This is a genomic window from Amycolatopsis sp. NPDC045836, assembly GCF_056431745.1.
On record NZ_JBWKKF010000010.1, the window covers coordinates 255,756 to 274,154 of the forward strand.

An 18,399-nucleotide genomic window follows, 5' to 3' on the forward strand; every position below is an offset into this window, starting at 1 on the left:
GGGCCACTCTCTCACGGGGGAGCCACAAAGCATGGGGGGGGGGGGTGGGCGTGTTTTCTCCCGAAAGACCCGGTGGTTCCTTGGGGGGGTGGGGCTCCTTCCGCGCCCCCCCGCACCCACGAATTTCTTGAGCATCGCGTGTCGCAACGAAGCTTGGCGATGCGACTTGCTGAGCACAAATGGCCCGGCGAGCATTCGAGGGGACCTACCCGAGAAGAGCCACACCGGGCAAGAAATCCACTACGCCAGGCGCGAAGCAGCAGTGTGGAGGCGAAGTTGCCCGGTGGCCGCTTCACCGTTGATCCGGAAGTCGCCGAATGGCTCGGCAGCCAACTCAGCGGTGTGCAGAACACCGTCGACGAATACTCACTCGAATTCGATGTCGCCGAAAACGGGGCCACGCGTACCGGAACCATCGGCACCCGGGAGCGGCCGCTGATGATGGCCTTCGACGACCACTCGGACGACCAGCGCAATTTCGATTGGGACTTCTCCAGGTCGGCCTGGGTCAAAGCCCAGCACCCCGGCTACGACTTCTAGCGCACGAGGCCAGCCAGCCGCCGGCCACGGCTGGTGCAGCCTGGGAGTTGCGGGGGCAACACCGATCGTCGCTGGTCGATGGCTTGCCGGGTGGCCGCGAGCCGTTCGGTGATTCCGGTTTCCAGCCGGGCGCCGGTCCGCTCCCGGCCCCGGTGAACCGGTAGCCACCGCGATCGCTGGCCAGCACCGGATCGGCGTCCCCCGGCCGCGTCCAGGCAGCGGCGCGATCGGTAGACGCAGCCGGGCACCACCTTCACGCCGGTGCCGGGCGGTTCGTCGCCCCGGACGCGGTCGAGCAGCTCACGCTCGCCGAAGGTGACGCCGGGGCGCAGCAGCAACGCACGGCGAACCCCAGCCCGGCTCCCGCGCCGCCCGGCCCCGCGGGAACGGACGCCCGCCGGGCCGTTGGCCTGCGGGAAGCAGAGGACCTGCACCTCGTGGAGCCCGACTCCGCGTAGGTGTCGCCAATCGCCGACCTTGTGTCTGTACATACTAGTATGTACAGTACGGGCATGCCTCTGATTCGCATCGACGCGCTGCACGCGGACCCCGCCCGGCTCGACGCACTCGGCCGGGCCGTGCACGAAGCCCTGGACACCATCGGCGTGCCACCCGACGACCGGTTCCAGATCCTGACCAGCCACGAGGGCACCACCAGCCGCCTGCACTACGACAGCAACTACCTCGGCATCCCGCGCGACGACGGCATCGTCTACATCGCGCTCACCCTGCGCGCCGGGCGCACGGCGGAGCAGAAGAAGGCGCTGTACCGCCGGATCGCCGAACTGGCCGAGGAATACGCCGGCACCGAACCGCGGAACGTGTTCGTCGCGCTCACCGAGAACGAGCCGATCGACTGGTCCTTCGGCCACGGCGAAGCCCAATACGCCTGAGGTCGTCTCCCCCGCGAGCAGGAGGGTGCCGAGCCGCGAGAGTGATCTCGCCGCCCGTTCGGGAGGCGAGGGTGGGGTGCGTGATCACCAAGCTGCTCCACCTGTCCCCGCCGGTGAGCGACACCGCGCGGCCGGTCCCCCGCTGGGCGACGCGCCTGGCCCACGCGCTGCCCCTGCTCCTGTTGCCGTCGTGCCTGTGGCGGCTGCCCTTCGCCGTGCACTTCGACATGGGGCAGGTGCACGACCTCGGCATGCCGCCGTACTGGCTGAGCGTCCCCCACGTGCTCGCGCTCAGCGTGCTCACCGAACTCATCGCGGTCCTGACCACCGGCCTGGTCCGCGGCTGGGGTGAGGTGGCACCGGCCTGGCTCCCGATCATCGGCGGCAAGCCCGTCCGGCCACTGGCGGCGGTGATCCCCGCCGTCGCCGGCGGTCTGCTCCTCACCGTGCTGTTCACCCACGTCCCGCTCGGCGGCAACCGGGCCCTCACCGCCTACGGCGTCATCGAGTCGGTCCGGTACACCAGCGCCGCCTGGGAGGTCCTCGCGGCGGTCTGCCTCGCGCCGACCGCCGTCTGGGGGCCGATCACCATCGTGCTGGCGGTGGCCTACCACCGGCGGCGGGCCTGACGGCTAACGGCGGCGGCGGGCCGCCCCGGCCAGCACCTCCAGCAGCGGCAGCGTGCGCTCCCAGCTCAGGCACGGATCGGTGATGCTCAGCTCCGGCCGCAGCCGCCCGCCCGTCTGCGGCTGGTTGCCGTCGGCCAGGTAGGACTCCAGCATCACCCCCGCCAGTGCGTTGTTGCCACCGGCGATCTGCTCCGCCAGGTCCTCGACCACCGCGGGCTGGCGGTTGTGGTCCTTGCCGCTGTTGCCGTGGGAAGCGTCCACCACCACCCGCGGCGGCAACCCCGCTTCGTGCAGGGTGGACAGGGCGGCGGCGACGCTGGCGGCGTCGTGGTTCGGCACCGGGCCACCGCGCAGCACCAGGTGCGCGGCGGGGTTCCCGGCGCTGCGCAGCGTGGTCAGCCGCCCGTCGGCGGCGACGCCGGGGAAGGTGTGCGGCAGCCCGGCCGCGCGGATGGCCTGCACCGCGGTGTCGAGCCCGCCGGAAACGCAGTTCTTCATGCCGACCGGCATCGGCAGCCACGACGCCAGGTGCCGGTGCGGCTGGCTGGCCACCGTGCGCGCCCCGACCGCCGCCCAGCTGACCAGGTCCGCGACGTAGTGCGCGAGCAGCGGGTCGACGAACTCGTAGGCCAGCGGCAGTCCGGTGCCCGCCGCGTCGGACAGGAACGAGCGGCCGAGGCGGATGCCGGTGCCGATGTCGCCCTTGCCGTCGAGCGTCGGATCGGGCAGCAGCCCGGTCCAGCCCGCCACCGTGCGGGGTTTTTCCAGGTACGCCCGCAGCACGATGACCAGGTCGTCGGCGAACCGGCCGGCGGCGCCGGCCAGCAGCCGGGCGTAGTCCAGCGCGGCCGCCGGGTCGTGCACCGAGCACGGCCCGGCCACCACCAGCAGCCGGGGGTCGCGCCGGGCCAGCACGGCGCCGATGGTGGCCCGGTGCCCGGCCACCGCCTGCGACAGCGGGCGGGCGCCGGTGATCTCGGCGGGCGAGGGCAGGGTGTCCTGTTCAGGCATCCGTGGAGTCCTTCTTCCTGGGAAGGCGGAACGCGCCGGCCGCGGCGACCAGCGCCAGGCCGAGCACCCACCAGAAGGTGTCGGCGAAGGCCGCCGGGAGATCGGTGCCGCGCGCCGCCAGCCGGTGCTGCAGCACCACGGCCAGCGCGGCGGTCCCGATCGAGCCGCCGACGGTGTTGAGCAGGTTGAGCGCACCGGCCGCGCGGGGCAGCTGCGCCGGAGCGAGGTGCCGGTAGACGACGGTCATCACCGGCGCGCCGATCATCGCCGCGCCGAATCCGCGCACCAGCAGGGAAACCGCGATCGCCACGTCCGGCAGTCCGGCGCCGAGCTGGGTGAACGCGGCGGTGCCGGCGGCGACCAGCGCGATCCCGGTCAGCACCAGCGTGCGGGGGGCCACCGCGTCGACGAGCCGGTTCACCAGCAGCGACCCGGCCAGCGCACCGGCACCCTGTGGGGCCAGCAGCAGACCGGTCTCCCACGCCGAGAGCCCCTCGCCGCTTTGCAGGTACAGCGGCAGCAGGAACATCGTGCCGAACACCGACGCCCCGAGCACCAGCAGCGCCAGCGCCGCGACGCCGAACGGCGGCCGGGCGAACAGGCGCGGGTCGATCAGCGGCACCCGGCTGGTGCGCAGCCCGTGCGTGGCGAACCCGGCGAGCATCAGCGCCCCGGCGGCCACCGCCAGTCCCGCGACCACCGGCGGGACCGCCTGCTCGTGGCCGATCCCGGTCAGGCCGAACACCAGCACGGCCAGCCCGGGTGAGAGCAGCGCGGCACCGCGGAAGTCGAACGGCACCCGCTCCTCGGCGGGCGGGACCACCGGCACGTACCGGCGGGCGAGCAGGATCGCCACCAGCCCGATCGGCAGGTTGACGTAGAACAGCCACGGCCAGTCCGCGACAGCGAGCACGGAGCCGCCGAGCAGCGGCCCGAGCACCGGGGAAAGCAGCGGGACCACACCGACGACCGAGATCACCCGGCCGATCCGGTCCCGCCCGGCGGCCCTGGCCAGCAGCGCCTGCCCGGCCGGGGGCAGCAGCCCGCCCGCGAGCCCCTGCAGCACGCGGAAGGCGATCAGGCTGGGCAGCGACCACGCCAGCGCGCACAGCAGCGAGCCGAGCAGGAAGCCGGCCACCGCGAGCAGCCACACCCGGCGGCCGCCGAAGCGGTCGGCCAGCCAGCCCGAGGCCGGCACGGCGGCGACCACGGCGAGCAGGTAGGCCGTGGTGACCCACTGGATCCCGGTGACCGGCGCCCCGAACTCCCCGGCGAGCGTGGACACCCCCACCGAGACGATGGTGCTGTCCAGCGTCGCCATGAACGTGCCCAGCACCAGCACAAAAGCCGTCCGCCACAACGCGGCGCCGACCCGCGGCCGGGAGTCCACCGCGCTCACCACAGCTCCGCCACGTCACCGGTGAACCGGCCCGGCAGCGCCCGCAGCACCCGCACCAGCTCCGCCGCCAGTTCCGCGGCCTCGGCCGCGGAGAACACGCCGTCCTGGTAACCGAGCACCCCGGTCCAGCCGGATTCGCCGGGCACCACGGTCACCGTGACCGGGTGGTGCGTGCGCTCGCGGAACCGCGTGCCGGTCACCCGCAGGCCGGGGGCGGGTTCGACCAGCCGCGCCGGGTCGACCGGGTAGTTCTCGAACACCACCAGGCTGTCGAACAACCGCCGCCTGCCGGTCAGCCGCGCCAGTTCGGGCAGGCCGGTGTGGTGGTGCTCGACCATCGCCTGCTGCCGGGCCTGGAGGTCGGCGAGCGCTTCGGCGACCGTGCCCCGCCAGCGGGCGCGCACCGGCACCGTGCCCGCCAGCAGCCCGATGATCTCCTCGATCCCGGGCACGTCGGCGGTCCGGCCGGAAACCATGGCACCGAAGCAGACGTCGCGGCGGCCGGACCGGGCGGCGAGCACCGCCGCCCAGGCACCCTGCAGCAGCGTGTTCACCGTCAGGCCGTGCTCCGCGCCCGCCCTGGTCAGCTCGGCGACGACCGGGGCTTCGACCTCGAACAACACCGGTTCGGCCGCGCCGAGCAGTTCCGGCCTGCCCCGCGTGAGGTAGTCGCCTTCGCCGAGGCCGTCGAGTTCGGCACCCCACGCCCGCAGTTCCGCGGCCCGGTCCCGGTCCGCCCGCCACCGCAGATACCGGGAGAACGGCACCGGTTCCGGCAGCGGGGCACCGCCGTACAGGGCGAACAGCTCGGTCAGGATGCGTGGCGCCGACCAGCCGTCGGACAGCACGTGGTGGCTGGTCAGCACGAACTCGCAGCGCTGCGGCCCGTGCCGGAGCACGGTCAGCCGCACCGGTGGTCCCGCGGCCAGGTCGAACGGCTCGGCCAGGTCCGCGGCCAGCAGCTGGTCCACGCTGTCCGGAGTGGGCACGTCCAGCACCCGGAAATCGGGCCGGGGATCGACCGGGAGCACCTGCGCGTCCAGTTCGGGCGGGAAGACCGCACCCAGGTTCGGGTGCCGCCGCAGCAGTTCGGCACCGGCGGCGCGCAGGGCGTCCACGTCGAGCGCACCGGACAGCGAGAAGGCCGCCTGCACCGGATAGGTCTCGGCCGCGTCCCGCATCACCCGTTGCAACGGGGTCAGCGGCAGCACGTCGGCCACGGCGTACCGGGCTTCCAGCGCGTCGATGGCCGCCTGGTCGAGGTCGATCAGCGGCAGGTCGGACGGGGTCAGCCCGGCACCGGCGCGGGCACCGGCGTCGGTGGCGATCCGGGTCACCGCCCGGCGCAGGCATTCGGCCAGCTCGCCGATCTCGGCTTCGGTGAACAACGCCGACGGCCAGGTGAACCGGATGCCCAGGCCCTCGTCGCGGGCCAGCGCGTTGATCATCAGCGCGTACGGCAGCGGCAGGTCTCCGCTCCCGCCGGAGCCGAGCGGATCGGCGTCCGGCGGCGCCTGCCACACCCCCTCGGCCGGTTCGGCGAAGCGGCCGAGGTAGTTCCAGCTGATTTCCGGGTCCGGACCGGGCAGCTCGTCCCGCAGGAGGCCGTAACCCAGCCCGTCCCCGGCGGCCTTCAGGTGCTCCTTGACCGACTTCAGCGCCTTCGCCGGGTCACCGCCCGGCGGGGTGATCCGGGCCGGGTGCACGGCGGTGAACCAGCCGACGGTCTGCGACAGGTCCCCCGCCCCGGACCGCCCGTGGCTCTCCAGCGCCACCAGGAGGTCCGGCGGGCCACCGCGCCAGGCGGCGACCGCTTCGGCGAGCGCGGTCAGCAGCACGGTGTCCGGGGTCGTCCGGTAGGCCGCGGGCAGCGTGGTCAGCACGGCTCGGGTGGTTTCCCGGTCGAGCTGGAGCAGCCGGTGGACCGCCGTGGCGGCGGTGTCCCTCACCGGGTCGAGCGGGGTGCGCGCGAGCCGGGCCGGTGGGGCGGCGGTGACCGCGCGCCAGTGCGGCAGTTCCGCACGGCGTTCCGGCACCGCGGCGCGCAGCGCCTTCGCCCAGCCGAGGAACGACTGCCCGTGCCGGGTGAGCGGGCCGCCGGTCCGGTACCGGTGCTCGATGTCGTCGAGCAGGATCCGCCACGACACCGCGTCGACGACGATGTGGTGCGCGACCAGGACCAGCCTGCCGAGCCGGGCCGGGCCCGCGTCGAGCCACACCGCACGCAGCAGCGGCCCGGTCTCCAGGTCCATCCGCGCCCTGGCGGCGGCGATGTGCTCGTCGGTCAGCGCCCGCAGGTCACCGACATCCCCGGCCCGCACGTGGTCGAGCACGTCGGCTCCGGTGACCGCGCCGGCCTCGGGGATGCGCAGCGCGTCACCGGCCAGGTGCGCCCGCAGCACGTCGTGCCGGGCGAGCACGGCGTCGAACACCGCGCGCCAGGTCGCCGCGTCTCCCCCGGCGGGCACGCACACCTCGACCCACTGGCAGAACCCGTCGGCGGCGCCCCGGCGCAGCAGGTCCCGCATGACCGGGGTGAGCGGCGCGTCCCCGGCCGCGGGTTCCTCGCCGGGCTTGGCCGCGACGGCACCGCAGCGCGCGGCGATCCCGGCGACCGTCCGGCCCTCGAAGACGTCCCGCGCGGTCAGCGTCAGGCCCTCGCGGCGGGCACGGGAGACCACCCGCAGCGACACGATGCTGTCGCCGCCGACGTCGAGGAAGGCGTCGTCCAGGTTGACCTCGCCGGTGCCCAGCACCTCGCGGAACACCCGCAGCAGCACCGCTTCGGCCTCGGTGGCCGGTTCCCGCGCCGGGGCCGAGGCCCCGGCTTCCGGGGCGGGCAGCGCGGCGCGGTCGAGCTTGCCGCTGGGCCCGAGCGGCAGGCGGTCCAGCGTGACCAGCGCGGCGGGCACCATGTGCTCGGGCAGTTCGGCGGCCAGGAACTCCCGCACCCCGGCCGGATCGGGCTCGGCACCGTCGGCGGGGATGAGGTAGGCGACCAGCCGTCCTTCCCGGACGATCACCGCACACGCCCGGACCTCCGGGTGCCGGGTGAGCGTGCTTTCGATCTCGCCCAGCTCGATCCGGAACCCGCGGATCTTGACCTGGTGGTCGGCCCGGCCGAGGAAGACCAGGTTGCCGTCGGGCCGCCAGCGCACCAGGTCTCCGGTGCGGTACATGCGCTCCCCCGGTGGCCCGTAGGGGTCCGCCACGAACCGTTCCGCGGTCAGCCCCGGCCGGTTGACGTAACCGCGGGCCACCTTGGGCCCGGCCAGGTACAGCTCACCGGTGACCCCGGTGCCGACCGGCTGCAGGCCGCTGTCGAGCACGTAGGCCCGCACCTCGGGATCGGGCAGGCCGATCGGCAGCGGCCCGGGGTCGTCGCGGTCGTAGCGCCAGGTGACCGAGTTGATCGTCACCTCGGTCGGCCCGTAGGCGTTGAACAGGGCCCGCCGGTCGCCCCAGCGCCGCGCCAGTTCCGGGTCGAGGCGTTCGGCCCCGACGACGAAGAACACCTCCGGGTCGACCGTGCGGTCGTCGGGCATGGCGGCCAGGAACGACGGCAGCAGGTTCACCCCGGTGACCCGGTGCTCGACGATGTAGTCGAGCAGTTCGTCACCGGCCACGCGCACCTCCGCGGGCGCGATCACCGAGGTGCCGCCGGAGAGCAGCGGCAGCATGAACTGCCAGAAGGCCACGTCGAAGCTGGTCGAGGCGAAGTGCAGGTACCGCTCGGCCTCCCCGATGCCGACGACGTCCTCCTGCAGCGCCACCAGGCTCGGCACGCCGCGGTGCGGGACCGCCACGCCCTTCGGTTTCCCGGTGGTGCCGGAGGTGTAGATGACGTAGGCGATCGAGTCCGGCACGATGTCCCGGCGCGCGTGCACCGGGTCTTCGTCCCAGGTGGACGGTCCGCCGGGCGCGGCCGGGTCGAGCACCGGCAGGTCGCCGAACGCCCGGCCGACCACCGCGGCCGGGCGGATGTCCTCGACCAGGTAGGCCAGCCGGTCGGCCGGGTACTCCGGGTCCATCGGCACGTACACCGCACCGGCCTTGAGCACGCCGAACAACGCCACCACCAGTTCGACGTCGCGGTCGAGCAGCACGGCGACCGCGTCCTGCGGCCGCACCCCGCGGTCGAGCAGCGCGTGCGCGAGCCGGTTCGCCCGGCGGTCGAGTTCGCGGTAGGACAGGCTGCGGTCGCGGCACACCACGGCTTCCGCGTCCGGCGTGCGCTCCACCCAGCGCGCGAACTCCTCGAGGGCACCGCCGCGCTCCCGCTTCGGCTCGGCGCCCACCCCGAGGCGCAGCACGCGCTCGTGCTCGTCGGCGTCGAGCGCCCGCAGCCGGGCGATCGGCCGGTCCGGGTCGGTGACGATCTCGTGCAGCAGGTTCCGCAGCCAGCGGCCGTAGGCCCGCACGGTCTCCTCGTCGAAGGCGTGCGGCTGGTAACCGAGGCCCAGCACGATCTCGTCCTCCGGGATGACGATCACCGTCAGCGGGTAGTGCGTGGCGTCGGTGATGTCCACGCCTGCCAGGTCGAGCCCCGGGGCCAGCGTGGTGCGGTTCCGGCTGGACAGCGGGAAGTTCTCCATCACCAGCATGGTGTCGAACAGCTCACCGAGCCCGGCCGCGCGCTGGATGTCCGGCAGCCCGGCGTGGTGGTGCTCGGCCAGGCGGACGCTGTCCTCGTGCACCCGGCCGAGCAGCCCGGCCGCGCTCTCGCCGGGTTCGAAGGCCACGCGCACCGGGATCGTGGTGCCGAGCTGGCCGATGGTGGTCTCCACCCCGTCGACCTCGGCGGGACGGCCCGAGACCGGGCAGCCGAACAGCACGTCGTGCCGTCCGGTCAGCTTGCCGAGCAGCACGCCCCACGCGGCCTGGAACACCGTGGTCGGCGTGACGCCCCGAGCCCGCGCGAAGGCCCGCAGCCGCTCGCTGAACTCGGTGCCCAGCCCGATCCGCACCCGCTCCGGCCGGTCCACAGTGGACTCGGCACCGGCCGGGGCGAGGTGCGTGCCTTCGTCCAATCCGGACAGTGCGGCCCGCCAGACCGCCAGCGAGGCGTCCTGGTCGCGACCGGCCAGCCAGCGGTGGTACTCGCCGAGCGGGGGCGCGACGGGCGCGGGCGGGCCGCCGCCGAGTTCGGCGTAGGTGGCCAGCAGGGTGCGGCCGACCAGCGGCATCGACCAGCCGTCGAGCAGCGCGTGGTGGTTGGTGAGCACCAGCCGGTGCGTGCGGGGGCCCACGGTGCACAGCAGGAACCGGATCAGCGGCGGCTCGTTCGGGTCGAACGGGCGCGCCAGCTCGGTCCGGCAGTGCTCGTCGAAGGCGTCCGGGTCACCGGAGAGGTCTTCGTACCGCCAGTCCAGGCTGGCTTCGGCGGGCACCACCTGCACCACCTCACCGGCGGCCGTGGTGTGCAGGTGCACCCGGAGCGCGGGGTGGCGGCGCAGCAGTTCCGCGGCGGCGGCCCGCATCCGCCCGGCGTCCAGTTCGCCTTCGAGCAGGGTTTTCGCCTGCACCACGTAGACGTCGGTGTCCTGCTCACCGCGGACCAGGGTGTGGAAGGACAACCCGGCCTGCAACGAGGTCGCGGGCAGCACGTCGTCGATCGGGCCACGGCGTTCCAGCGCGTCGATGGCGGCCTGGTCGAGCCGGACGTAGGGCAGGTCCGACGGGGTCAGCCCGCCACCGCTCCCGGCGTGCGCGGCCAGTGTCGCGAGCGCGTCTTCCCAGGCCCGCTGCAGTTCCGCCACCATCGAGGGCGGCAGCACCAGGCTCGCGGCGGTCCATTCGACGGCCAGGCGCGGGGCATCGCCGTCCTCGTGCACGAAGCAGTTGAGCGCGAGCACCTGCTCCAGCGCCTTCGCCGGGGGTTCGGTGACCGAGAAGGCGTCCCGTTCGGGCAGGCGCCAGTCCGTGCCGGACGGCGCGGTGAACCGGCCGAGGTAGTTCAGCAGCACGTCCGGCGGCGGGGTGGCGCCGAACTCCTCGCGGGTCAGCGGGTCGAGGTAGCGCAGCACGCCGTAGCCGACCCCGCCGCCGGGCACCGCCCGCTTGGCTTCCTTGACCGCGCGCAGCAGCGCACCCGGTTCGCCCGCGGTGGGCAGGCGCAGCGGGTACTCGCTGGTGAACCAGCCGACCGTGCGGGCGAGGTCGGTACCGGCCTGCTCGCGGCCGTGCCCCTCCACGGTGACGGTGATCGCGTCGGCGTCCCGCCCCGGCCGCAGGGCCAGCACGAGCGCGGTCAGCAGCACCTCGTCCACGCCCGCGCGGTAGGCGGCGGGCAGCGTGGTCAGCAGGGCCTCGGTGATCTCCGGGGAAGCGATCGTGGTCGACCGCTTCGCGGTGGCCGCCGTGTCGACCGCCTTGTCCAGGGGGCGCGCACCCAGCCGGAACCCGTCGCGCGCCCCGCGCCAGTGGCCGAGCTCGCCCCGGCGGGCCCCGGTTTCGCCCTGCTCGGCGAGCAGCAGCGCGTGCCGCCGCCACGAGGTGCCCACCGGCTCGAGCGCACCGCCGGTGCAGGCGGCGTGCAGATCGGGCAGCAGCACCCGCCACGACACCCCGTCCACCGCCAGGTGGTGCACCACGACGACCAGCCGGTCACCGTCGTCGGCCCGCAGCAGGGCCAGGCGGACCAGCTCGCCGGCCTGCGGGTCGAGGGCGGCGGCCAGTCGCCCGGCCACCTCGGTGACGTCGGCCGGGCCGCCGATCTCCTCCACGAACGAGGCCGCGCTGCCCCGCGGGCCGATGGTCAGCAGGCCCGCCGGGCCGACCCGCAGGCGCAGGGCGTCGTGGTGGTCGAGGACCGCGCGCAGGCCGTCGCGCAGGGCGTCGGCCGGCAGGTGGTCGCCGAGCCGGAGCGCGGTCCACTGCGCGTACCCGGCCAACACGGTGACATCCGGGTGCGGGTCGAGCAGGGCGCGCACGATCGGCGGCGCGGGCACCGGGCCGGTCGGCTCGTCGGGCACCTGCTCCGGCGTGCCGCCGATCTCTTCCGCCGAGGCCGCCAGCGCGGCGAAGCTGCGGCGGGCCAGCAGGTCTCGGGGCCGCAGTTCCAGGCCGCGGGCCCGGAGCCTGCTGCTCACGCTGATCGCGGTGATGCTGTCGCCGCCGAGGGCGAAGAAGTCGTCGTCCACGCCCACGCGGACGGCCCCCACCACCTCGGCGATGGTTTCGCACAGCAGGCGCTCGCGTTCGGTGCTCGGCGCGCGGCCGTCGCCGCTCACGCGCGGTGCGGGCAGGGCGGCGCGGTCCAGCTTGCCGTTGCCGGTCACCGGGAGTTCGTCGAGCACCACGACGGCCGCGGGCACCAGGTGGCCGGGCAGGCGCTCGGCCAGGGTGGCGCGCACGCCGTCCGGGGTGATCGCCGCACCGGCGGCGGGCACCACGTACCCGACCAGGCGGGAGCCGTGCACCGCGGCGGCGGCCGCGCTCACCCCGGGCACCGCGCCCAGCGCGGCTTCGGCTTCGCCGAGTTCCACGCGGTGGCCCCGGATCTTGAGCTGACCGTCCCGGCGGCCGAGGTATTCGAGGCCGCGGCCGGGCACCCAGCGGGCGAGGTCGCCGGTGCGGTACATCCTGGCGCCGGGCTCCCCCAGCGGGTCGGCCACGAAGCGCTCCGCGGTGAGCCCCGGCTGCCCGGCGTAGCCGCGGGCCAGGTGCGGGCCGGTCACGTACAGCTCACCCGCCGCGCCCTCCGGAACCGGGCGCAACGCGTTGTCCAGCAGGTAGATCCGGGTTCCCGGCACCGCGGAACCGATGGTCGGCTCGGTGCCGCCGAGCAACGCGCTCGTACTGTCCACGGTGGTCTCCGTGGGCCCGTACATGTTGCGCGCGGTGACCCCGGACTCGACCACGCGCCGCCACAACGCCGGTGGGGTCGCCTCCCCGCCGAGCACCAGCAGGGTCAGCGGGTGCCGGGCCAGCAGGCCGCCGTCCACCAGCGGCGCGGCCATCGACGGGGTGGTGTCCAGCACGTCGATCCGGTCGCGGGCGCAGGCGGCCAGCAGTTCGTCGGCGTCCTTGGCGATCTCGGTGCCGTAGAGGTGCAGTTCGTGCCCGCACAGCAACCACAGCAGCTGGTCCAGCGCGGAGTCGAAGGCGAACGAGTAGGTGTGCGCGACGCGCAGCCGCCGCCGGGCGGCCCGTTCCGCCTCGGCGACGGTGGTGTGCCGGTGGCGGTGCACCAGTTCCGCCAGGCCGCCCGCGCGGCAGAGCACGCCCTTCGGCCGTCCGGTCGAGCCGGAGGTGTAGATGACGTAGGCCAGGTCGTCGGCGTGCCGCGGCACGGACAGCGGTTCGTCCGGCAGCGAAGCCAGTTCCGGGTCGTCCGGCCGCAGGCCGGGGCCGGAGGCCGCCTCGTCGTCCGTCACCACGAGCACGGCACCGGCGTCGGCGATCAGTTCGCGCAGGCGCTCGGGCGGGTGCTCGGTGTCCAGCGGCAGGAACGCCGCCCCCGCTTCGAGCACCGCGAGCAACGCCACCACCAGCTCTGCCGACCGCGGCAGCGCGAGCGCCACCACGTCGTCCCGGCCCACTCCCCGGTCGTGCAGCGCCCTGGCCAGCCGGTGCACCCGGGAGACCAGTTCCGCGCCGGTCAGCCGGTCGTCCCCGTGCACCAGCACGGTCTGCCCGGCGTGGACGGTGGCGAGTTCGTGCAGCAGGCCGGGCACGTCCAGCGGTTCGCCCGGCACCGCCGGTGTGGTCCAGGCGCCGAGCAGCGCCTCCCGCTCGGCCGGGCCGACCAGGTCGACCTGCCCGATCCGCGGTTCGCCCGGCCCGGTCAGCGCGGTGAGCAGGGTGCGCAGCGCGGTCAGCCGGCGCTCCACCCCGGCCTGGTCGTGGGTCCGCGCGTCCACCTCGAACCCGAGCAGCAGCCCGCCTTCGCCGTGGGGCAGCACGCTCAGCCCCATGTCCTCCGGCGGCCCGCCGGCCACGTTGCGCAGCACGCCGGTGGCCCCGGCGAACTCGATGGCCAGGTCGAACGCCTTGAGGTTGATGCCGCGCCCGTGCAGCAGCGCCCCCGCCCCCGGCACGGCCAGGTCCTGCGGCAGGTTCTCGCCGCGGTAGCGCTGGTGCCTGCGCATGTCCCGCAACGCGGCCGCCACCCGGGCGGTCAGCTCGCCGAGCCGGTCGCCGCCCCGCACCTCGACCCGCAGCGGCAGCACGTTGACCGCCATCGCCGGGGTCCGCAGCGCCGATCCGGTGCGGCACATCAGCGGCATCGCGAACACCACGTCGGTGCAGCCGAGCACGCGGTGCAGGAAGGCGGCGTACCCGGCGATCAGCGCCTCGCCCCAGGTGGTGCCCTCGCGTTCGGCGAGCACGCGCAGCCGGTCCACGTCGGCGGCCGGGAGCACCGCCCGCGCGGTGACCGTGCGCTCCGGCAGCCCGGTCGCCGCGGTGGTCTCGCCGAGGTCCGGCAGCGGGGTGAACCGGTCGAGCCAGTACTGGCGGTCGCGCTCGGCCCGCTCGCTGGCCAGGTAGGCGCGGTCGGCCTCGACCACGTCGGCGAACCGCCCGAAGGCCGGCGGCGGGGGCGGGTCACCCTGCACCAGCGCGGTGTAGTGCGCACCGGTGCGGCGGGCGAGCATGGCCGCGGTGTAGCCGTCGAACACCAGGTGGTGGCCGAGCTGGGTGAACCACACCCGGTTCGGCGCGAGCCGGAGCACGGTGTGCGAGAACAGCGGCCGGTCCACCATGCCCCGGCACGCCTCGGCGGCGCGGTGGCGTTCGGCCTCGACGAACGCGTGCGCGGCGGCCACCGGATCGCGTTCCCCGCTGAAGTCCACGATCTCCGGCAGCGGCACCGGTGCCGCGGAGACCACCTGCCGCGGCCCGTGCCCGGTCTCGGAAACCCGCAGCCGCAGGCTGTCCGCCTCCTCGGTGGTGCGGCGGATCGCCTCGGCGATCAGCTCCGCGTCCACCGGCTCCGGCCCGTCCACCTCCACCACGTCGCCGACCAGGTAGTACGGCGAGTCCGGTTCGAGCCGCTGCGCGTTCCAGATGCCCAGCTGGGCGCTGGTCAGCTCGAGAACGGCGGTCTCGGGTTCGGCGTGGGCAGTGCTCAACTCGCGCTCCTGGTGGGTTCTCGGGGGACGGGCGGGCACGGCGCTACAGCGCGGGCACCACCATCGGCGTGCCGGTCACCGGATCGGGCACGACGATGCTCGGCAGCTCGAAGACCTCCTTGACCAGCGCCGCGTCGACGATCTCGCCCGGGGCGCCCTCGGCGACCACGCGGCCGTCCTTCATCGCGATCAGGTGGTCGGCGTAGCGGCACGCCTGGTTGACGTCGTGCAGCACGGCGATCACCGTGCGGCCCCGGTCGCGCAGGTCGGCCAGCAGCGCCAGCAGCTGGTACTGGTGGGTCAGGTCGAGGAAGGAGGTCGGCTCGTCGAGCAGCAGGTAGGGCGTCTGCTGGGCGAGCACCACGGCCACCCACACCCGCTGCCGCTGGCCGCCGGAGAGCTCCTGCACCGGCCGGTCGGCCAGTGCGGTGACCCCGGCCGCCTCCATCGCCTCGGCGACCGCCTCGGCGTCCTCGGCCGACCAGGTCGACAGCAGCGACTGGTGCGGGAAGCGGCCGCGGGCGACCAGCTGCCGCACGCGGACGTCCTCCGGCGCGATCGGGTCCTGCGGCAGGAACCCGAGCGACCGCGCCAGCGCCTTGGTCGGGTACGCGCCGACTTCGCGGTCGTCGAGGCGCACCTGCCCCTCGGCCGGTTTCAGCAGCCGCACGAAGGCCCGCAGCAGCGTCGACTTGCCGCAGGCGTTGGGCCCGACGATCGCGGTCAGCGAACCGTCTGGCACGTCGAGGGACAGCCGGGTCGACACGACCCGCTCCCCGTAGCGCAGGGTCAGATCCCTCGCGGTCAGGCGCGCGGTCACGCTCGCCGCACCTCCTTGGTGAGCAGCCAGATCAGGTAGCAGCCGCCGATCGCGGTGCTGATCACGCCGACGGGCAGGGCGACCGGGGCCAGCAGCATCTGCGCCACCAGGTCGGCCACCAGCAGCAGCACCGCACCGGTCAGCGCGGCGGGCAGCAGCGGCACGCCGGGCGCGCGCGCCAGCCGCCTGCCGATCTGCGGGGCGGCCAGCGCGATGAAGGCGATCGGCCCGGCCACCGCGGTGACCGTGGCGGTGCAGCCGACGCCGATCAGCACCAGCTGCAGCCGCAGCCGTTCCACGCCCACACCGGTGGTCACCGCCATCGAGCTGCCGAGCGCGGCCTGGTGCAGCGCCTGGGCACGCAGGGCCAGCACCACCAGCAGCACGCCGATGATGGCGAACGGCAGCCGCAGGTCGTCCCAGCCGACCCCGTTCAGGGAACCGGCGTTCCAGCCGACCGCGGCGATGGCCACCTCGAGTTCGGCGCGCAGCACGATCCACGAGTTGAACGCGGTCAGCATGGCGTTGACCGCGATGCCGATGACCACCAGCCGCAGCCCGGACAGCCCGCCGCCGAGCGAGAGCAGGTAGACCGCGGCCGCGGTGACCACCCCGCCGAGCACCGAGCTGACCGCCAGCTGCCCCGGCGAACCGGACAGCACGGTGATCGCCACCAGCGCACCGGTGTAGGCCCCGGCGTCCAGCCCGATCACGTCCGGGCTGCCCAGCGGGTTGCGGGTGATGTTCTGGAAGATCGCCCCCGCCACGCCGAGCGCGGCACCGAAGACGACCGCGCCGAGCACCCGGGGCAGCCGCCATTCGCGGATCACCACGTTCGACCCGCCCCTGGCCCCGCTCAGCGCGTCGAACACCTTCGCCGGACTGGCCCAGGTCGCGCCGTAGCACAGGCCGACCAGCCCGAACCCGGCGATCAGCAGCAGCAGCGCCGCGCTGAGCACCAGGGTGCGCCGTTCGACCCGGATCGAGGTCCGCCCGCGGCGGAGCACGAGCGCGCTCACAGCGGCGCCGCCCCGTACCGGCGGACGGCCCAGATCAGCACCGGGCCGCCGACGAACGCGGTGACGATGGCGACCGGCACCTCACCGGTCGGCAGCAGCACCCGCGCGCCCATGTCGGACAGCAGCAGCAGGACCGGGCCGAGCACCGCGGCGAACCCGGTCAGCCACGGCACCGAGCCACCGGCCAGCCGGCGCGCCACGTGCGGCACCATCAGCCCGACGAACAGGATCGGCCCGGCGATCGCGGTGGCCGCCCCGGCGAGCAGGGTGATCAGCGCCAGGGTGGTGAAGCGGACCTTCGCCACGTTGGCGCCGAGCGTGCGGGCCACCGCCTCGCCGAGCGCGATCGCGTTGAGCTGCCTGCTCACCAGCAGCGCGCCCACCAGGCCGGCGGCCACCGCGACCAGCGGCAGCAGCATCGGCGCCTGCTCCCGGCCGGCCAGCGAGCCGATCGACCAGAAGCGGTAGACGTCGAACACCCCGGGGTCCATCAGCCGCAGGCCCAGCCCGACGCCGGTGAGCACGAAGGTCAGCGCGGTACCGGTGAGCACCAGCCGCAACGGCGAGTGGCGGCCGACCGAGTACACCAGCGCGGCCGCGAGCAGGGCGCCCGCCACGGCCAGCGCCAGTTCACCCGCCGCACCGGCCACCCCGAGCGAAACGCCGACGGTGATGGCGAACCCGGCCCCGGAGGTCACCCCGAGCACCCCCGGTTCGGCCAGCGGGTTGCGGGAGAGCGCCTGCACCAGCGCGCCGGACACGCCGAGCGCGGTACCGGCGGCGATCGCCAGCACCGCCCGCGGCAGGCGGACGTCCCGGACGATCAGGTGATCGGGATCGGCCGGGCCGGCGCCGCCGAAGATCGCCCGCACCACCTCGCCCGGCGCGACGCCGTGCGCCCCGACACCGAGGCTGAGCACGGTCACCACCGCCAGCGCGGCCAGGGCCGCGATGAGCAGTCCCGGCCGCGCGGTGGTTCCGCGGGAAGTGAGCGTCACGGGTTCAGCAGCGGCGCGAATGCCTGGTCGACCGCGTCGAGGGTCTTCATCGCCGCGCGGTAGGTGGCGGCTTCGGTGTAGCGGAACGGGAAGGTCTTGCCCGCCTTGACCGCGGGCAGGTTCTTCCACAGCTCCGAGTCGAGCACGTACTGCACCGGCGGCGGCACCGAGCCGTCCGCGGCGACCGAGTAGGTGATCGCGTCGGCCTCGGTGTAGGCCGCGGCCAGCTCCTCGATCGAGGGGTACTCGCTGACGTCCTTCGAGCCGCCGCCCTTGACCTTGACCTGACCGTAGTAGTTCGCCCCGAGGTCCTGGGCGATGTTGGTGCCCCAGGAGCCGTTGAACTCGCGCTGGAAGTTGCCCTTGGCGACCTCGCCGTAGGCACCGACGTGGGCGAGCTTGAGCTGCGGCAGCACCGCGGCGTACTTCTCGGCCAGCTTCGCGGCCTTGGCCTGGTACTCGTCGCGCGTGGCGTCGAAGCTGGCCAGCGAGCCGGCGGCGTCGGCCTGCTTGCGGGACAGGTCGCGCCACATCGACGGCACCGACGGGCCGATCGCGACCACCGGCGCGATCGCTTCGAGCCGCTTGACGTCGATGTCGGCCAGCACCGGCTTCGGCACGCCGATCACGATCAGGTCGGGGTCGGCCTGCGCGATGGCCTCGTAGTTGGTCTCGGCCGCCTGCTCACCGGCGACCTTGGCCAGCCCGTCGTACTTGGCGCGGTCCTCCTGGCTCATCAGCGGCAGGCCGCGCTGCCAGGTCGAAATGCCCACCAGCGGCGCGTTGGCCTCCAGCAGCGCGGGCACCGCGTACCCGGTGGCCACCACGCGCTTCGGCGAGACGGGGATGGTGATCTCCCCGTTGTCGGCGGCGAACACGCGGGTCTGCGCCTCGGCGGCACCGGTGTCTTCGGCGCCGCCCGAGCCGCAGCCGGCGGCCACGGCGAGGGCGAGCACGAGCGCGCCGGCGATTCTGGAGGTTCTGGCGATGGACATGTTGTTCCTCGGTGGTTGT

11 protein-coding genes are annotated in these 18,399 nt (G+C 74.4%); 3 read left to right on the top strand and 8 right to left on the bottom strand.

Translation table 11 applies throughout. From position 1 onward, the window contains the following. Window positions 1–264 precede the first annotated feature (264 nt). Window positions 265–540 (top strand): hypothetical protein, encoded by a 276-nt coding sequence (locus AC07EG_RS21345; RefSeq protein WP_478254879.1) that lies wholly within the window; start codon window positions 265–267, stop codon window positions 538–540. Here the strand turns inward: AC07EG_RS21345 and AC07EG_RS21350 are convergent. After that, window positions 537–878 (bottom strand): hypothetical protein, encoded by a 342-nt coding sequence (locus tag AC07EG_RS21350; protein ID WP_478254880.1) that lies wholly within the window; start codon window positions 876–878, stop codon window positions 537–539. The two genes, AC07EG_RS21345 and AC07EG_RS21350, sit on opposite strands and share 4 nt — an antisense overlap. A 174-nt stretch (window positions 879–1,052) precedes the next feature. On the opposite strand from AC07EG_RS21350, the gene AC07EG_RS21355 reads away from it, so the two are divergent. Next, complete coding sequence (locus AC07EG_RS21355; RefSeq protein ID WP_478254881.1) at window positions 1,053–1,433, top strand: tautomerase family protein; 381 nt, start codon at window positions 1,053–1,055, stop codon at window positions 1,431–1,433. An 80-nt stretch (window positions 1,434–1,513) separates the two neighbouring features. After that, entirely contained in the window at window positions 1,514–2,062 is a 549-nt protein-coding gene (locus AC07EG_RS21360; protein ID WP_478254882.1) for a hypothetical protein, read from the top strand. A 3-nt stretch (window positions 2,063–2,065) separates the two neighbouring features. Here the strand turns inward: AC07EG_RS21360 and AC07EG_RS21365 are convergent, their stop codons facing one another. The 7 genes from AC07EG_RS21365 to AC07EG_RS21395 are packed head-to-tail and all read right to left on the bottom strand — an operon-like array spanning window position 2,066 to window position 18,380. Further along, window positions 2,066–3,073, bottom strand: a complete 1,008-nt coding sequence (locus AC07EG_RS21365; protein WP_478254883.1) for a 3-deoxy-7-phosphoheptulonate synthase — start codon at window positions 3,071–3,073, stop codon at window positions 2,066–2,068. Continuing rightward, window positions 3,066–4,472, bottom strand: a complete 1,407-nt coding sequence (locus AC07EG_RS21370) for a DHA2 family efflux MFS transporter permease subunit (RefSeq protein ID WP_478254884.1) — start codon at window positions 4,470–4,472, stop codon at window positions 3,066–3,068. Before AC07EG_RS21370 ends, AC07EG_RS21365 begins: the two co-directional genes overlap by 8 nt. After that, window positions 4,469–14,548, bottom strand: a complete 10,080-nt coding sequence (locus AC07EG_RS21375) for an amino acid adenylation domain-containing protein (protein ID WP_478254885.1) — start codon at window positions 14,546–14,548, stop codon at window positions 4,469–4,471. Before AC07EG_RS21375 ends, AC07EG_RS21370 begins: the two co-directional genes overlap by 4 nt. Before the next feature lie 43 nt (window positions 14,549–14,591). Continuing rightward, entirely contained in the window at window positions 14,592–15,368 is a 777-nt protein-coding gene (locus AC07EG_RS21380; RefSeq protein ID WP_478254886.1) for an ABC transporter ATP-binding protein, read from the bottom strand. Further along, a complete protein-coding gene (locus tag AC07EG_RS21385) occupies window positions 15,365–16,387 on the bottom strand; it encodes a FecCD family ABC transporter permease (protein ID WP_478254887.1) in 1,023 nt (340 codons plus the stop codon). The genes AC07EG_RS21380 and AC07EG_RS21385 overlap by 4 nt, the downstream gene beginning before the upstream one ends. Then, on the bottom strand, window positions 16,384–17,385 hold the full coding sequence (locus AC07EG_RS21390; protein WP_478254888.1) for a FecCD family ABC transporter permease: 1,002 nt from the start codon (window positions 17,383–17,385) through the stop codon (window positions 16,384–16,386). Before AC07EG_RS21390 ends, AC07EG_RS21385 begins: the two co-directional genes overlap by 4 nt. Continuing rightward, the gene (locus tag AC07EG_RS21395) at window positions 17,382–18,380 is read right to left on the bottom strand and encodes an ABC transporter substrate-binding protein (RefSeq protein ID WP_478254889.1); all 999 of its coding nucleotides are present in this window, start codon (window positions 18,378–18,380) and stop codon (window positions 17,382–17,384) included. Before AC07EG_RS21395 ends, AC07EG_RS21390 begins: the two co-directional genes overlap by 4 nt. Window positions 18,381–18,399 lie beyond the last annotated feature (19 nt).

Coding starts and splice junctions, on each gene's coding strand:
- AC07EG_RS21355 (WP_478254881.1), top strand. CDS start 1,053: ATGCCTCTGATTCGCATCGACGCGCTGCACGCGGACCCCGCCCGGCTC.
- AC07EG_RS21365 (WP_478254883.1), bottom strand. CDS start 3,073: ATGCCTGAACAGGACACCCTGCCCTCGCCCGCCGAGATCACCGGCGCC.
- AC07EG_RS21395 (WP_478254889.1), bottom strand. CDS start 18,380: ATGTCCATCGCCAGAACCTCCAGAATCGCCGGCGCGCTCGTGCTCGCC.